Here is a 15,221-nt window from a genome sequence, read left to right as displayed (position 1 = left end):
GGGCTGTCGGCCAGGTGTGGCCTACTGGCGGCGCTGTTCGTGGTCGAGACGCTTTTTGGCGATGCGCTCGTTTTCTTCGGCGCGCAGTTTGTCGGTGAGCGAGGCGCGCACGAAGTCGAGGTGGGCCTGAACGGCGTCGCGGGCGGCGTCGGGGTCGCGCTTTTGAAGGGCCGTGTTGATCGCGCGGTGCTGGTCGAGGAGGGCGGTGCGGGTGGTGCGCAACTCGAAGATGATCTGGCGGTTGTAGAACACGCCGGTTTGCAGGAGGTCATACATCGAGCGCATCATGTGCAGGAGCACGATGTTGTGGCTTGCCTCGATGATGGCGAGGTGGAAGTCGGCGTCGAGGCTGGCTTCGGCCTTGGCGTCGCGTTTTTCGTGGGCGGCTTCCATTTTCTTGAGAATCGTATCGACGACGGCGAGGTCGGTGTCGGAGGCAAGGCGCGCGGCGCGGTGAGCGGCGAGGCCTTCCATGTCGCGGCGAAAGTCGATGGCGTCGAAGACGGCCTCGGGGTGGCTTGAGAACAGGCGCGTGAGGGCCGGGGAAAACGCCGAGCCGAGGACGTCGGCGACGAAAATGCCCGAGTTTGCCCGCGCGACGAGGAGGCCGCTGTCCTGAAGTGAGGCGATGGCTTCGCGCAGCGAGGGCCGGGAGACGCCGAGGCGGTCGGCCAGTTCGCGTTCCGACGGCAGGCGTTCACCGGGGCGCAGGATGCCGCGCAGGATCAGGCCTTCGATCTGACCAATGACGGCGTGGGAGAGTTTTTCGGGTTCGATGCGTTCGAAGGGCATGGGTGTACTCACTGTTCGAGGCGAAGGTAGGGCCGTGCGCGCTGGGCTGCAAGGGAGGCGGTGACACGATAGGTATTGATCTGGGTCGGCAAACTCTGGCTTTGTGACGGCGAACGACGGGGGCGGTCCGATGATCAATCGCTGGGTGATTTTGTTCGTGCTGTTTTTCGCGCGCACGGTAATGGCGTTTCAGTATCAGTCGGTGGCGGCCTTGTCGCCGTTTGTGGCGGATAGTCTGGCGCTGACGGTTGCGGATATCGGCATTCTGATCGGTCTGTATCTGGGGCCGGGGATTTTGGTGGCGATTCCGGGCGGCACGTTTGCCGCGCGGTTCGGGGACAAGCGGGTGGTCGGAATCAGTCTGGTGCTGATGCTGATCGGAGCGGTCTTGTCGTTGCTTGCGCAGTCCTGGGAGGCGGCGGTGGTCGGGCGCGTTCTGGCCGGGGTCGGGGGCGTTGTGATCAACGTGGTGATGACCAAGCTGCTGGTGGACTGGTTTCTGGGGCGCGAGATCGGCACGGCGATGGGGGTTTTTATCGCTTCTTGGCCTGCGGGGATTGCTCTGGCGCTTTTGATCCTGCCGTTTTTGGCGTCGATGGGTGGGCTGGCGGTGGCGTCGTGGTTTGTTGTTGGTGTTGTGGCGTTGGCGCTTTTTCTATTCGTGTTGCTATACCGTGTGCCGCCGGGTGCGGCGGAGGGGCCGAGCGAGGTTCAGGTGGCGAGGTTCCCGGTTTTCGCGTTGTCGATGGCGGCTGCGATCTGGGCGTTCTACAATGCGGCTTTGGCGATGGTTTTTGCTTTTGGACCGCTTCTGCTGGATGCGCGCGGGCTTGATATCGTGACGGCAAGCGCGATCACGTCGGTCTTTATCACTGGCGTTGGCGTTGCGGTGCCGGTGGGGGGTATTTTGTCGGATTGGTCGGGGCGGCGGGATCTATTGATCGGGGCCAGCTTGGTCGGTGGCATCATCGCTTTGCTGGGCGGGTTGATGGTGCCGACGGGCGCTTTGACCGTTGTCTTTGCGGTAGGCGGGTTCGTGTTCGGACTGGGAGCCGGGTTGATCATGACGTTGCCGTCTCAGGTTCTGGCACCCGGGGCGCGGTCCTTTGGGATGGGGGCCTTTTTCACGGTGTATTATGCGCTGATGATGGTAGCGCCAGCCATTGCTGGCGGCATGGCCGAGCGGTCGGGTGAGGCAGGTGTGGCGTTTATACTGGGCGCAGTGATGCTGGTGATCTGCCTGGTGACGCTGGTGTTGTTCCGGCGCGCAGCGGCGCGGTTGGCGATGTGAAAACGGCGGCACGCGTGATGCGCACCGCCGTTTTACTGCTCGGTTTATGAGGTGTTCTTAGTTTGTCGGCGTGATCGTGATGTCGACCCGACGGTTCTGGGAACGGCCCGAGGCTGTCTGGTTCGTCGCGATCGGCTGGCTTTCACCGGCACCGATGGTGCGGATACGGCTGCCGGACACACCACCAGCGCGCAGCGTGTCAGCCACGGCAAAGGCGCGGCGTTCGCTGAGGCCCTGGTTATAGGCTGCGGTGCCGGTGTTGTCGGTGTGGCCGACGACGGTCACGATGGACTGTGGGTATTTGTTCAGGCTGTCGGCCAGAACAAACAGGTCCGAGCGCAGCGCGCCGTTCAGCGAGGCGCTGTCGGTGGCAAACAGGATGGCTTCGGGCATACGCACGATCAGTTCGCTGCCGGTGTTGATCACGTCGATCTGGCCGTTGTCGAAGTCCTGTTCCAGTTCGCGTGCCTGTGCATCCAGCGTCGAGCCGATGAGGGCTCCGGCACCGGCGCCGATGGCTGCGCCAACGGCTGCGTTACGAAGGCGGTCGCTGCCGCTTTCGCGGGTTCCGCCGAGAATCGCGCCAACGGCAGCGCCTGCAAGTGCGCCCTGACGGGTGCGGTCGCCGTCCGTTCCGGGGAACTGGCTTGGGTCGTTACAGGCGGTCAGTGCCAGAAGGCTGGCGGCTGCCACGATGGCGGGTTTTTTCATGTATCCCATGACAAATCCTTTGGTCATTTCACATCTCCAATGCCGCTATACACCATACTGGATGATGCGGAAGCGGCGATGCGCGAAGATATGCCTACGGCTGCGGTGATAGGCAATCGCGCGCGTGTGTTATCGGATATCAGGCGGTTTCGGCGGTCTCGAAGGCGAGCATGGCGCGCTTGACGGGCAAGCCCCAATGATAGCCGCCCAGCCCACCCGATTTACGCAGCGCGCGGTGACAGGGGATGAGCCATGAAACCGGATTGCGGCCCACCGCAGTGCCGACGGCGCGCACGGCTTTGGGATTGCCGATGGTTTTGGCGATGTCGGAATAGGTGGTGACGTGACCTGTGGGGATGCGCATCAAAGCTTCCCAGACTTTGATCTGGAAGGGCGCTCCGATGAGGTAAAGCTGTGCCGGTTCGCGGTTGGAGCCTTCGCGTGGGAAGGCCTGAACTGCGAAGGGGGCGATGGCCGCAGGGTCTTCGGTGAAGGTGGCATTGGGCCAGCGGCGCATGAGGTCGGTCATGGTGGCCTCGCGCCCCATTTCAGCGGAAAAGCCGATGCCGCAGATGCCTTTGTCCGTGCCCATGATCAGGGCCGGGCCGAAGGGGCTTTCGAACCAGCCCCAGAGGATGTTTAGGTCTGCGCCGGCTTTGGCGTAGTCGCCGGGGCTCATGGCTTCCCAGCGCAGAAACAGATCGTGCAGGCGGCCCGAGCCGGAGAGGCCCACGGCGTCGGCGGTCTCCAAGGTTGTGTGGCGCGTGGCCAGCAGGTCTTTGGCGTGATCCAGCATCAGCCATTGCTGGTAGCGTTTAGGAGACACCCCGGCCCAGCGCGAGAAGATGCGCTGGAAGTGCGCGGGCGACATGTGCATTTCGCCCGCGAGGTCTTCCAGCGACAGGTCGCGGCCGCCTGCGTCGATCAGGTCAATCGCGCGGCGCATAAGCTGGTAGTGATAGCCGGTGTCTTGGTCGGTCATGGGTGCGTCCTTTGCTTGTCGGTCAATGTAGGCAAAGGCGCGGGGTGGCGCGACCCGGATATTGCGGGAAAAACTTGCGAGCGGCGCGGGTTTCTGGGGTGCTGTTGCCGGTGCGGAGGTTTTTGTCGACTTCGCTGGCGCGGGCTTTTATGCCACGGGGCATGAACATTTTCGAACGATATCTTTCCCTGTGGATCGCGCTGGCCATGGCGGGCGGTGTGCTTATTGGAAGTACCGCCCCGTCGCTGGTCGAGGCGATCGCAATGGCCGAGGTGGCAAGTGTCAACCTTGTGGTCGCGGTGCTGATCTGGGCGATGGTCTACCCGATGATGGTGGGTGTCGATCCGGGCAGTCTGAGGAATGCGGTGAAGCAGCCGAAGGGTCTGGCGATCACGCTGTTGGTGAACTGGCTGATCAAGCCTTTTACCATGGCGGGTCTGGGGGTGTTGTTTTTCGAGGTCGTTTTTGCGGATTTCATCTCTCCGCAGGACGCGCAGCAATACATCGCGGGACTTATTCTGCTGGGGGCAGCGCCCTGCACGGCGATGGTGTTTGTCTGGTCGCAACTGACGCGCGGCGACGAAGGCTATACGCTTTTGCAGGTCTCGGTGAACGATGTGGTCATGGTGTTTGCCTTCGCGCCAATTGTTGCGCTGCTTTTGGGGGTTACGGATATAGTCGTGCCTTGGGGGACGCTGCTTTTGTCCGTCGTTCTGTTCGTTGCCCTGCCGCTTGCAGCGGGGGTCTGGACGCGACATCTTTTGGGGTCCGAGGCGCGGATCGAGGCTTTTCGCGAACGGATCAAGCCGTGGTCGGTTGTCGGGCTTATTGCGACTGTGGTGATCCTGTTCGGTCTTCAGGGGCAGGTCATTCTGGATCGCCCGCAGGTCATCTTGCTGATTGCGGTGCCGATACTTATCCAGTCCTACGGGATTTTCGCGCTGGCCTATGCGGCGGCGTTCATCTGGCGCGTGCCGCACAAGATCGCGGCCCCTTGTGCGCTTATCGGAACGTCGAACTTTTTCGAGTTGGCGGTGGCGGTGGCCATTAGTCTGTTCGGTCTGAATTCGGGGGCCGCGCTGGCGACGGTGGTCGGGGTTCTGGTCGAGGTGCCTGTGATGCTGTCGCTTGTCGCGTTTGCCAATCGCACGCGGGGGCGCTTTGAGCGCCGGAACTCGACTTAGGACGGGGATGGCGATCCGCCGATCCGGCGCAGCTGCGACAAACGCCTTGTCGCCCGGCCATTGATCCGCCAAAATCTCGTGTCATGGCAAAACAGCTTCCATACCCGGTGATCCACGAGATCTTTTCGCGGTTTCAGATCGCAGAGCCCGAGCCGAAGGGAGAGTTGGAGCATACCAATGCCTTTACGCTGGTGGTGGCTGTCGCTTTGTCGGCTCAGGCGACGGACGCAGGCGTAAACAAGGCAACGCGGGGATTGTTTGCGGTTGCCGATACGCCCGAGAAAATGTTGGCGCTGGGCGAGGAAGGCGTGATCGAGCACGTCAAGACGATCGGTTTGTTTCGCAACAAGGCGAAGAACGTCATCAAGCTTAGCCAGAAGCTGGTGGATGAGTTTGGCAGCGTGGTGCCGTCGTCGCGGGCGGCCTTGCAGTCATTGCCGGGGGTGGGGCGCAAGACGGCAAACGTGGTCTTGAACATGTGGTTCGGCCATCCCGCGCAGGCGGTCGACACGCATATTTTCAGGCTCGGCAACCGGTCTGGGATTGCTCCGGGCAAGGATGTGGATGCGGTCGAAAGAGCGATTGAGGATCACATTCCTGTGGAATTTCAACATCATGCACATCACTGGATGATCTTGCATGGGCGTTACACCTGTGTGGCGCGTAAACCCAAATGCAACGCGTGCCTGATACGCGATCTGTGTCAGTTTGAGGATAAGACGGAATGACGAAGCGGTTTGACGTGGTCGGGATCGGCAACGCGATGGTCGATGTATTGGCGCGGTGCAAGGATGATTTCCTTGGGGAAGTGGGTGTCGAAAAGGGCATCATGCAGTTGATCGACATGGAGCGCGCGGTGGACCTTTATGGCCGGGTCGGGCCTGCGCGCGAGGTGTCGGGCGGGTCGGCTGCGAACACGATTGCGGTTGTCGCGTCTTTGGGTGGATCGACCGCCTATGTGGGCAAGGTGAAGGACGACCAGTTGGGCGCGATTTTCGCGCATGATCTGCGCGCGCAGGGGGCGGTCTACGAAACCGCTTTGGCGACTGCAAAGCAGAAGGCCGAAACCGGGCGCTGCATTGTGTTGGTCACGCCGGACGGCGAGCGGTCGATGAACACCTATCTGGGCGTGACCGAGTTTCTGTCGCCGGACGATATTGATCCCGCTCAGATGGCGGATGCGGCGATGATCTATCTTGAGGGATACCGGTTTGACGGACCCGAAAGCCACGCTGCTTTTGCCAAGGCGATCGAGGCGACCAAGGGGGCCGGCGGCAAGGTGTCCTTGACGCTGTCGGATCCGTTCTGTGTGGAGCGCCACCGGGATGCGTTTCGCGAGATGTTGCGGGACCATGTGGATCTGCTGTTCGCGAACCGGGACGAGATATGTTCGATGTACGAGACAGACGATTTCGAGGCGGCTCTGGCGGCGGCGGCCGAAGAGATCGAGATCGTGGCCTGCACCGAAAGCGAGAAGGGCGCGCATATTCTGGCCGGGGGGCAGCGCTGGCACGCGCCAGCTAAACCGGTGAAAATTCAGGATGCGACCGGGGCGGGCGATGCTTTTGCGGGGGCGTTCCTTTGGGCGTATTCGAAGGGCTATCCTCTGGATTTATGCGGGCGAATGGGGTGCGCGGCGGCTTCCGAGGTGATCAGCCACATCGGGGCGCGGCCCGAGGCGGACTTGTTCGAGATTTTCCGTTCGGACGGGTTGGTCTGAGTGATTCATATCGTTTTCGATATCGGCAATGTGTTGATCCAATGGGACGAGCACGCGGCCTTTCGGGATGTTTTTGCGGATGTCGCCGAGATTGATCGTTTTTTTAGCGACGTCGGGTTTTATGCGTGGAATGCCGAGCAGGATCGGGGGCGGTCGCGGGCCGATGCTTTGGCCGCAGCGCCCGAACATGCTGAACTGCTTGATCGGATTTTCGAGCGGTTCGCTGACACTATTCAGCACAAGGTCGAAGGTAGCTGGGAAGTTTTGAACGACCTGAAGGCGCGGGGGCATCGGGTGTTCGGTTTGACGAACTGGGGTGCCGAGACCTGGCCGGTGGCCAACGATGTGCATGCCGAGTTGCGTGATGCTTTTGAAGATGTGGTGGTTTCGGGGCATGAAAAGCTGATCAAGCCGGATCGCCGGATTTATGAGGTTCTGACGGCGCGAAATGATCTGGTGCCGGGAGAGTGTCTGTTCATTGATGACAGTCCCAAGAACGTCGACGGCGCGCGGGAAGCAGGCTGGCAGGCTTTGCATTTCACTGGCGCGGACGCGCTGCGCGCGGAATTGGAGGCGTTGCGCCTTTTGTGATTCCGGATCGTTTCCGGGCTTCGGATTTGTTGACTGAAAGGCGGGCTTGGTATTGCGTTGGGGGATATTTCCAGCCCTAGGAGTGTGCCCATGACGATCCCACAAGCCAGACTTTGCCTGATGCTTGGACATGACGCGGAAGCGGCGGCGCAATTCTATGCGGCGACCTTTCCCGACAGCAGCGTCGGTCAAGTTCAGCGCGCGCCAAGTGACAATCCGTCGGGCAAGGCGGGCGATGTTCTTGTCGTCGAGTTCACGGTGCTTGGTATGCCTTGTATCGGGGTGAATGGCGGGCCTCACTTTCAGCATGGCGAGGCGTTTTCGTTTCAGATTTCGACGGACACTCAGGAAGAGACGGGCCGCTATTGGGACGCCATCGTCGGCAATGGTGGTGCGGAAAGCATGTGCGGCTGGTGCAGGGACAAGTGGGGCCTATCCTGGCAGATTACGCCGCGCGTATTGATCGAAGCGATGTCGGCAGGCGGGGCGGAAGCGAAGCGCGCGTTCGATGCAATGATGCAGATGAAGAAGATTGACGTCGCAAAGATCGAGGCCGCCCGGCGAGGGGCGGCCCTTTAGATCCGATCCCGCGCGGGGTCAGGGTTTTGCGGTTTCAGGTTCAGCGAACATCTTCTGGTTCAGCCGCCACAGGCCCCAGGCTGCCGGGATCGCGGCGAGGCCGCCGAGGGCATAGACCATGGGTTCGTCCGAGAAGGTTTCGAACACCTGTGTGTAGGCATGGATGCCGAGGAAGGTGATCGAAGCGTTGAACAGTCCACGGCGGTGGGTGGCGGCGGCAAGCCATGCGCCCGCGATCAGGAGAGCAGCCCAGACGACCGAGAAGACGTGCTCGGAGATGTGGAAGAACTGGGATTTCCAAAGCTTCATTGCGGCCTGATAGGCGCTCCAGTCGTTGTAATCCGCGTAATTGGGAGCATCGAAGCGGAAAAAGCTGCTGGTGACTTCGTCTCCCCAGAGCGAGCCGACGAGGAATGCGAGGTTGCCGACCACGGCTGCCATGATCGCAAGGATGCCTGCATGGCGACCAAAGCGGTCAGAGGTCTGGGTCATAGCCCATGCACCGATGGCGACAAGCGCGCCCATTTGCAGAATCGTCAGCGTCGGTTCAGGCGAATAGAACCCATAGGCCGCGTGGAAATAGGCGGTTCCCGTGTCGAGCATCTGGGCGAAAGGCACGATGGCAAGCGCTGTGACGAAGCGCACATTCACGAAGACGCCCGCAGCGGCGATCAGGGCCGCGGCATAGAAATAAAGCCCGGCGATCGGCAGGCCGGACATGTCATTGAGTTCGAGACCAAGGCCAAGGAGGTGCAGGGCGATACCAGAGAGTGTGATCGCTCCGGTTGAAAAGCGCAGAGCCTTGGGGGCCGCGCGGTAGGCCCATGCGGCGGTGGCCGCGAAAAGCGCGCCTCCGGCGATGAGGATGGGGCTGGCGCTGTCGGGGTAATTGGTCAAAAGCTCGATCGCGCCGCCTGCAAATAGCATGCCCGATCCGATCAGCGCGCCGGCGTGGCCGAGCAGGCGATAAAGCGCGTCGGCCTTGGCGAGAACCGCGACGCCTGCCGCGAGGAAAGCGGCGCCAAGCAGTGCGACCCCAAACGGGTCGGCGATCCAGAACACAAAGCCGAACGAGGCGGCGATGATGCCGGCGGTAAGGACGATATTTACGACCAGCGCCAGCATGGTGTCGCGCGAGCGCCGGGCAATTTCGGTTGCCTGGGCTTCGTTCAGAAGACCTTCGGCAAGGAGTTGGTTGGTATTGATCACATGAGTCATGATTCGGGCTCCTTGAACGATGTTCATAAAATTGATACGCGAATTGTGAACGACGTTCAAGCAATTTCTTAAAGGCAGTATTAAGGGGTGGTCGCACGATTGATTTTGCTCAAAAGGGGCCGTTTTATAACGGTGTAGGACGGTTTGCATGGGATTTGGACGCTTCTCGGGAGCAGACCATGACACCAGACAGACACCGTCATCAGGGCAGGGCGTAGTGGCAAAGCGGACGTACGATATCGTTTTGTGGGGAGCGACCGGGGCCACGGGGCGGCGTGCGGCGCATCATTTGGCGCGACGCTGCGCAGAGAGCGGGGTTGCTTTGGCGATTGGCGGGCGAAACCGCGGGAAACTGGAGCATGTACGTGACGGCTTGGCCGGTCGGGCCGGGGAAATCGCGATACTGGTTGGCGACAGTTTCGACACAGCATTCATGGATGAGATGAGCGCGCAGACGCGGGTGGTCGTGTCCACGGTTGGTCCCTTTGCTGTTTATGGCAGCGCGCTCGTGGCCGCCTGTGTGGCCAATGGCACGCATTACTGTGATCTGACGGGCGAGCCGCAATGGATGCGGGAAATGATCGATACGCATCAGGACCAAGCGCGTGAAACGGGGGCGCGGATCGTGCATGCCTGCGGGCATGACTCGATTCCGTCCGATCTTGGCGTGCAGCTTTTGCAGGCGAAGGCGCTGGATCATTGTGGTCAGCCGTGCCGTCGCATCACCACCCGGGTGACGCGCATGAAGGGCGGCTTCAGTGGCGGGACGGCGGGCAGTTTTCTGAACGCGATGCGGCTGCGCGAGACGGACCCTGATTTTGACCATCTGTCAGCGGACCCTTATGCGCTGTGCCCGACCGGCGAGAGGGAAGGTCCGGACGGGCCGGATCGCATGATGCCCTTAGAGGTCACATGGGACGCGGATTTGCAGGCCTGGGCTTATCCCTATTTCATGGGGCCAATGAACTCCAAGGTCGTGCGGCGCAGCAACGCGGTCATGGGTTACCCCTACGGCCGCGACTTTCGGTACACCGAGACCGCATTGAGCCGGGGAGGTGTCGGTGGTTGGCTGGCGGCGATGCGCAAGACGCTTTTCGGAAAGTTGTTTCTGATCGCGATGGCCATTCCCGCGACGCGTGGATTGCTGGAACGCCATGTGCTGCCGAAATCGGGCGAAGGGCCAAGCAAGGAGGTTCGCGAGTCCGGGTCTTATGAGATCATTCAGGTGGGAACATTGCGCGACGGAACGGTCTTGAAGCAGCGGATCACCGGGCAGGGCGATCCGGGTGTGCGCTCGACAACGATGATGCTGACGGAGGCGGCGCTGTGTCTGGCCGAGGACGAGATCGCCGTCGGCGGCGGTTTCTGGACGCCTGCCTCGGCGATGGGTCCGCTTTTGCTGGCGCGGATCACAGCGCACGCGGGCTTGAGTTTTGAAATCATCGCGGGGCGTGGTGCATGATCAGATGTCCTGACCTTTTTCCAGTAGCCGGTCGATTAGTTCCCGTTGAAGTGGCACGCTGTCGCCGCCACCAAAGCTGAGGGCGCCCCCCGTGAAAAGGCCGCCATAGGTCAGCGCCAGATTGACGGTCTGGCCAAGGCCCGAGATCAGTTGATCGCGGCGCAGGGGCGAAAGCGGGTGGATGTAGACGCCCCACAGCCGCCCGTTGGCGACCGCATAGCGCGCATCGAGTGCCGTATCGAAGTTGGCCTGCATGACGCGTTCGAGGTCTTCGGCGGACATGCCCTCGACCGCGCGGATCGGCACCATCGCACGCATCCGGTCGGCAACCGGATCGACAATGACCAGAATGGGCACGTCCTCAATCGTGAGTTCAACGCCGCTGCCCGAGGGTTGCGTATCGGGGTCGAGGGCCAGCAAGATGTCCAGCAGCCGGCCGGGTGTCATGTCGGGGCTGTTATCTTGCGCGCAGAGCGGGTTGGCGGTCAGAAACAGGGCAAGAACGAGGACGAGGCGGGTCATGGGCGGGCTCCTGGGCGTTAATCGTTGAAAAGAGCCTAACAAATGTGCTGTTCACGGGGCAAAGCACGCTTACGCGATCTTGACCGTGGCGGCGCAAACGTCAAAGAGTGGTCACATGCTTGCTTACATCATCCGGCGCGTTGCGCAGTCGATCCTCGTCCTGCTTGTGGTCGGACTTGTTGCCTTCTCCATGTTCCGCTTTGTTGGCGATCCCATCGACAACATGCTGGGGCAGGAACGCACGCAGGCCGACATCGACCGTTTGCGCATCGAGCTTGGGTTGGATCAGCCGTTCGTGGTGCAGTACTACAAGTTTCTCAGCACTGCGGTTCAGGGCAATTTCGGGGTGAGTTACCGGCAGGGCCGCCCTGTGTCGACGATCATCGCCGAGCGCGCGCCCGCGACGCTTGAACTGGCGGCGGTGTCAGGAATTCTGGCACTGACGATCGGGATCGGATTGGGTGTCTTCACCGCGATCCGGCGGGATGGCTGGGCGTCGAACATCATCATGTCAGTGTCGCTGATCGGGGTCAGTTTGCCGACCTTCCTGATCGGTATTCTGTTGATCTATTTGTTTTCTGTCGAGCTGGACATGTTGCCGAGTTTCGGGCGCGGGGAGGTCGTGGACCTTGGCTGGTGGACGACGGGCTTTTTGACGGAAAGCGGACTGAAAGCGCTGATCTTGCCGTCGATCACGTTGGGGCTGTACCAGATGACGCTGATCATGCGGCTTGTGCGATCCGAGATGCTGGAAGTGCTGCGGCAGGATTACATCCGGTTTGCGCGCGCACGCGGCTTGAAGGAACGGGCGGTGAATTTCCGTCATGCGCTGAAGAACACGATGGTGCCGGTAATCACGGTGACGGGTCTGCAGCTGGGGGCAATCATCGCTTTCGCGATCATCACCGAGACTGTTTTCCAGTGGCCGGGCGTCGGCCTGCTGTTCATCAACGCGATTCAGTTCGTCGATATTCCGGTGATGGCGGCCTATCTGATGCTGATTTCGGTGATGTTCGTGGGCATCAACCTGATTGTGGATTTGCTGTATTTCTGGGTGGACCCGCGGCTTCGGGCCGACCGGGCAGGCGGACACTGATGGGGGTGACGGCATGAGCGATATGGACGTGATCGAAGCGGCAAAGGCGGCCGAAAAGGGGCGCATTGCGCGGTTCCGTGAGAGCGATTTCTTTTGGAAGTTTCGCGCCTCTCCGGTTGCGATGGTCAGTTTCGCGGTGACGGTGATTCTGGTTCTGAGTGCAGTGTTCGCGCCTTTGATCGCACCGTATAACCCGTTCGACCCAGCGAGCCTCAACCTGATGAACGGCTTTTCGGCACCCGGCGTGCCGAATGCCTTCACCGGCGAGACGTTCTTTCTGGGTACCGACGATCAGGGGCGCGATGTGTTTTCGACGATCCTTTACGGGATGCGGATTTCGCTGTTCGTCGGATTTGCAGCGGTGAGTTTCGCGCTGGTCCTAGGGGTGACGCTTGGGTTGATCGCGGGCTATGTCGGGGGCTGGACCGAGACGATCATCATGCGGATTGCGGATGTGCAGCTGACGTTTCCGTCGATCCTTGTGGCCTTGCTGATTTTCGGTGTGGCCAAGGGGTTCACGCCGGTGGAATACCGCGATCAGATGGCGATCTGGGTGCTGATCATCGCGATCGGCCTGTCGGACTGGGTGCAGTTTGCGCGCGTCGTACGCGGCGCGACACTGGTCGAGCGCAACAAGGAATACGTGCAGGCCGCGCGACTGATCGGGCGCACGTCGCCGGCGATCATGCTGCGGCACATCCTGCCGAATGTCTTGTCGCCGGTTCTGGTGATCGCGACGATCTCGCTGGCCTTGGCGATCATCGCCGAGGCGACGCTGTCGTTCCTTGGCGTCGGTGCGCCGCCGACGCAGCCGTCCTTGGGCACGCTTATCCGCATCGGGCAGGGCTTTTTGTTCTCGGGCGAGTGGTGGATCCTGTTGTACCCTGCCGCGACCTTGCTGACGCTGGCTTTGGCGGTGAACCTGCTGGGCGACTGGCTGCGCGATGCGCTGAACCCGCGGCTGAAGTGATTGGCCACATGATTTGATAACCTCCCGTGTGGTTCACATCTGCCGAAGCGCGCGGGACACAAGGGTAGAAACCTGAAGGAAGAAGTCTTGTCCGAACCGGTCTTGTCCGTCCGCGATCTTGTCGTCGAAATCCCCACGCGCACGGGTGTTCTGAAACCTGTGGATCGGGTGTCTTACGACATCACGGAGGGGGAAATCCTGGGTGTCGTTGGCGAAAGCGGAGCAGGCAAGTCGATGACCGGGAACGCGGTGATCGGTCTTTTGGACCGGCCTGCGCGGATCTCGGGCGGTGAGATTTTGCTGAAGGGGCGGCGGATCGACAATCTGAACCGGGATCAGATGCGGCGAATTCGCGGCAAAGAGATCGGCATGGTCTTTCAGGATCCTTTGACGTCTCTGAACCCGCTTTTGCGGATTGGCGACCAGTTGACGGAAACGATGCTGGCGCATCTGGATATTTCGGCCGACGAGGCGCGGGATCGGTCGATTGCCGCCCTGGACGAAGTCGGGATTCCGGCGGCGGCCAGTCGCATCGACAGTTATCCGCACGAGTTTTCCGGCGGTATGCGGCAGCGGGTGGTGATCGCTCTGGCACTTTGCGCCGAGCCTGCACTGGTTATCGCTGACGAGCCGACGACGGCGTTGGATGTGTCGGTGCAGGCGCAGATCATCGCGCTTTTGAAGCGGTTGTGCCGCGATCGGGGCACAGCGGTGATGTTGGTCACGCATGATATGGGTGTCATCGCCGAGGCTGCCGACCGGGTGGCGGTGATGTATGCCGGGCGATTGGCCGAGCTTGGCGCTGTGCGCGAGGTCGTCCAGCGTCCGCGTCATCCTTACACCGAAGGGTTGATGGGCTCGACGCCTTTGGCCTCGCGTGGGCAGCGGCGCTTGCGGCAAATTCCGGGATCGATGCCACGATTGGGCAAATTGCCTGCGGGCTGTGCGTTTCATCCGCGTTGTCCGAAGGCGCAAGAGGCCTGTCGGGTCGATCCGGGTCCGGATTTGTCGGCGGATCAAGGGCGGGCGGCGTGCTGGTTCCCGGTTGAGCAGGTGGAGGTCGCGGAATGAAGGCGCTGGTTTCAGTCAAGAACCTCACGCGGATTTTCGATGTTTCCAAGCCCTGGCTGAACCGGGTGATCGAGCGCAAACCGAAAGCCATGCTGACGGCGGTGTCGGATGTGTCGTTCGATATCCCCGAGCGCGAGGTTTATGCACTGGTCGGCGAAAGCGGGTCGGGCAAGTCAACCATTGGCAAGATGATCGTGGGGCTGTTAACCCCCTCGTCGGGGTCGGTCGAAGTTAACGGGATCGATCTGTCGCGCGAGACGGATGCCGAAAAGATCGATCTGGTGCGGTCGGACATCCAGATGATCTTTCAGGATCCGTTTGCGTCGTTGAATCCGCGCTGGAAGGTGCGCGATATCATCGCCGAGCCGGTGGCCGCGCGCGGTGGCAACACGGAAGGGTTGTCGGAGAGGCTTTTGGAGCAGGTCGGCTTGTCGGCCGAAGATGCGGGCAAGTTTCCGCATGAATTTTCCGGTGGGCAGCGGCAGCGGATTTGCATTGCGCGCGCCTTGGCGAGCGAGCCGAAGCTGATCGTTTGCGATGAGCCGACGAGTGCTTTGGATGTTTCGGTGCAAGCGCAGGTTCTGAACCTGATGAGCGATCTGAAGGACGAATTCGGGCTGACCTATCTGTTCATCAGTCACGATCTGACGGTTGTGCAGCATATGGCCGACAAGATCGGCGTTCTGTATCTGGGGCGTCTGGTCGAGGAGGCGGATCCGGAGACATTGTTCACTCGCCCGGCGCATCCTTATTCTCAGATGCTTTTGGCGGCGGCTCCGAAGATGGATGGATTCGGCCGCGAGGTTGCGCCTCCGCAGGGCGAAATCCCGGACCCGATCAATCCGCCACCGGGTTGTGCGTTCAACCCGCGGTGTCCTTTGGCGATTCCTCTGTGCAAGCAGGAGCGGCCTGAGTTGCGCGATGTGAATGGGGCGCGTGTGGCCTGTCATCGCGCCGAGGAAGCTTTGGCGCGGATGCGGGACTCCGTTACAGCCTGATTTATTGGTGTTGCGCCGCGCCTTTGGCGCGTCG

16 protein-coding genes are annotated in these 15,221 nt (G+C 61.2%); 11 read left to right on the top strand and 5 right to left on the bottom strand.

The window, feature by feature from the left end; all coding sequences use genetic code 11:
* Positions 1-21 precede the first annotated feature (21 nt).
* The gene (locus tag BOA8489_RS11390) at positions 22-792 is read right to left on the bottom strand and encodes a FadR/GntR family transcriptional regulator (RefSeq protein ID WP_093974145.1); all 771 of its coding nucleotides are present in this window, start codon (positions 790-792) and stop codon (positions 22-24) included.
* Between the two features lie 130 nt (positions 793-922).
* On the opposite strand from BOA8489_RS11390, the gene BOA8489_RS11385 reads away from it, so the two are divergent.
* A complete protein-coding gene (locus BOA8489_RS11385; protein ID WP_141138279.1) occupies positions 923-2,083 on the top strand; it encodes an MFS transporter in 1,161 nt (386 codons plus the stop codon).
* Positions 2,084-2,140: 57 nt separating this feature from the next.
* Here BOA8489_RS11385 and BOA8489_RS11380 read toward each other — a convergent pair whose 3' ends face one another.
* Together BOA8489_RS11380 and BOA8489_RS11375 are read right to left on the bottom strand one after the other, a co-directional pair.
* The gene (locus tag BOA8489_RS11380) at positions 2,141-2,821 is read right to left on the bottom strand and encodes a YiaD family glycine zipper/OmpA-like lipoprotein (RefSeq protein WP_245813793.1); all 681 of its coding nucleotides are present in this window, start codon (positions 2,819-2,821) and stop codon (positions 2,141-2,143) included.
* Between the two features lie 112 nt (positions 2,822-2,933).
* Positions 2,934-3,776, bottom strand: a complete 843-nt coding sequence (locus tag BOA8489_RS11375) for a methylated-DNA--[protein]-cysteine S-methyltransferase (protein WP_093974143.1) — start codon at positions 3,774-3,776, stop codon at positions 2,934-2,936.
* A 161-nt stretch (positions 3,777-3,937) separates the two neighbouring features.
* Here BOA8489_RS11375 and arsB point away from each other — a divergent pair, with 161 nt between their 5' ends.
* The 5 genes from arsB (at position 3,938) to BOA8489_RS11350 (ending at position 7,850) form a co-directional block, all read left to right on the top strand.
* Positions 3,938-4,960, top strand: coding sequence for an ACR3 family arsenite efflux transporter (arsB, locus tag BOA8489_RS11370; RefSeq protein WP_093974238.1), 1,023 nt, complete (start codon positions 3,938-3,940; stop codon positions 4,958-4,960).
* An 83-nt stretch (positions 4,961-5,043) separates the two neighbouring features.
* Positions 5,044-5,688, top strand: a complete 645-nt coding sequence (nth, locus tag BOA8489_RS11365) for an endonuclease III (RefSeq protein ID WP_093974142.1) — start codon at positions 5,044-5,046, stop codon at positions 5,686-5,688.
* Complete coding sequence (locus BOA8489_RS11360) at positions 5,685-6,680, top strand: adenosine kinase (protein ID WP_093974141.1); 996 nt, start codon at positions 5,685-5,687, stop codon at positions 6,678-6,680. The genes nth and BOA8489_RS11360 overlap by 4 nt, the downstream gene beginning before the upstream one ends.
* Positions 6,681-7,271, top strand: a complete 591-nt coding sequence (locus BOA8489_RS11355; RefSeq protein ID WP_093974140.1) for an HAD family hydrolase — start codon at positions 6,681-6,683, stop codon at positions 7,269-7,271.
* Between the two features lie 90 nt (positions 7,272-7,361).
* A complete protein-coding gene (locus BOA8489_RS11350) occupies positions 7,362-7,850 on the top strand; it encodes a VOC family protein (protein WP_093974139.1) in 489 nt (162 codons plus the stop codon).
* An 18-nt stretch (positions 7,851-7,868) separates the two neighbouring features.
* Here the strand turns inward: BOA8489_RS11350 and BOA8489_RS11345 are convergent, their stop codons facing one another.
* Positions 7,869-9,068, bottom strand: a complete 1,200-nt coding sequence (locus BOA8489_RS11345) for a hypothetical protein (protein WP_093974237.1) — start codon at positions 9,066-9,068, stop codon at positions 7,869-7,871.
* Between the two features lie 148 nt (positions 9,069-9,216).
* Between BOA8489_RS11345 and BOA8489_RS11340 the strand changes: the two genes are divergently transcribed.
* A complete protein-coding gene (locus tag BOA8489_RS11340) occupies positions 9,217-10,530 on the top strand; it encodes a saccharopine dehydrogenase family protein (protein ID WP_093974138.1) in 1,314 nt (437 codons plus the stop codon).
* Here BOA8489_RS11340 and BOA8489_RS11335 read toward each other — a convergent pair whose 3' ends face one another.
* Positions 10,531-11,052 carry a polysaccharide deacetylase family protein gene (locus tag BOA8489_RS11335; RefSeq protein WP_093974137.1) on the bottom strand — a complete coding sequence of 174 codons (522 nt, stop codon included), beginning with the start codon at positions 11,050-11,052 and terminating at the stop codon, positions 10,531-10,533.
* Between the two features lie 115 nt (positions 11,053-11,167).
* Here BOA8489_RS11335 and BOA8489_RS11330 point away from each other — a divergent pair, with 115 nt between their 5' ends.
* From BOA8489_RS11330 to BOA8489_RS11315, 4 genes are all read left to right on the top strand, one after another.
* Positions 11,168-12,148 (top strand): ABC transporter permease, encoded by a 981-nt coding sequence (locus BOA8489_RS11330; RefSeq protein ID WP_093974136.1) that lies wholly within the window; start codon positions 11,168-11,170, stop codon positions 12,146-12,148.
* Positions 12,149-12,170: 22 nt separating this feature from the next.
* Positions 12,171-13,118, top strand: coding sequence for an ABC transporter permease (locus BOA8489_RS11325; RefSeq protein WP_370807169.1), 948 nt, complete (start codon positions 12,171-12,173; stop codon positions 13,116-13,118).
* An 87-nt stretch (positions 13,119-13,205) separates the two neighbouring features.
* Positions 13,206-14,189, top strand: a complete 984-nt coding sequence (locus BOA8489_RS11320; protein ID WP_093974134.1) for an ABC transporter ATP-binding protein — start codon at positions 13,206-13,208, stop codon at positions 14,187-14,189.
* Positions 14,186-15,187 (top strand): ABC transporter ATP-binding protein, encoded by a 1,002-nt coding sequence (locus tag BOA8489_RS11315; protein ID WP_093974133.1) that lies wholly within the window; start codon positions 14,186-14,188, stop codon positions 15,185-15,187. The genes BOA8489_RS11320 and BOA8489_RS11315 overlap by 4 nt, the downstream gene beginning before the upstream one ends.
* Positions 15,188-15,221 lie beyond the last annotated feature (34 nt).

Source organism: Boseongicola aestuarii, assembly GCF_900184815.1.
Taxonomy (GTDB): Bacteria; Pseudomonadota; Alphaproteobacteria; order Rhodobacterales; family Rhodobacteraceae; genus Boseongicola; species Boseongicola aestuarii.
Note: the sequence above shows the minus strand (reverse complement) of the source record. Positions and strands in the feature narration are given on the sequence as shown.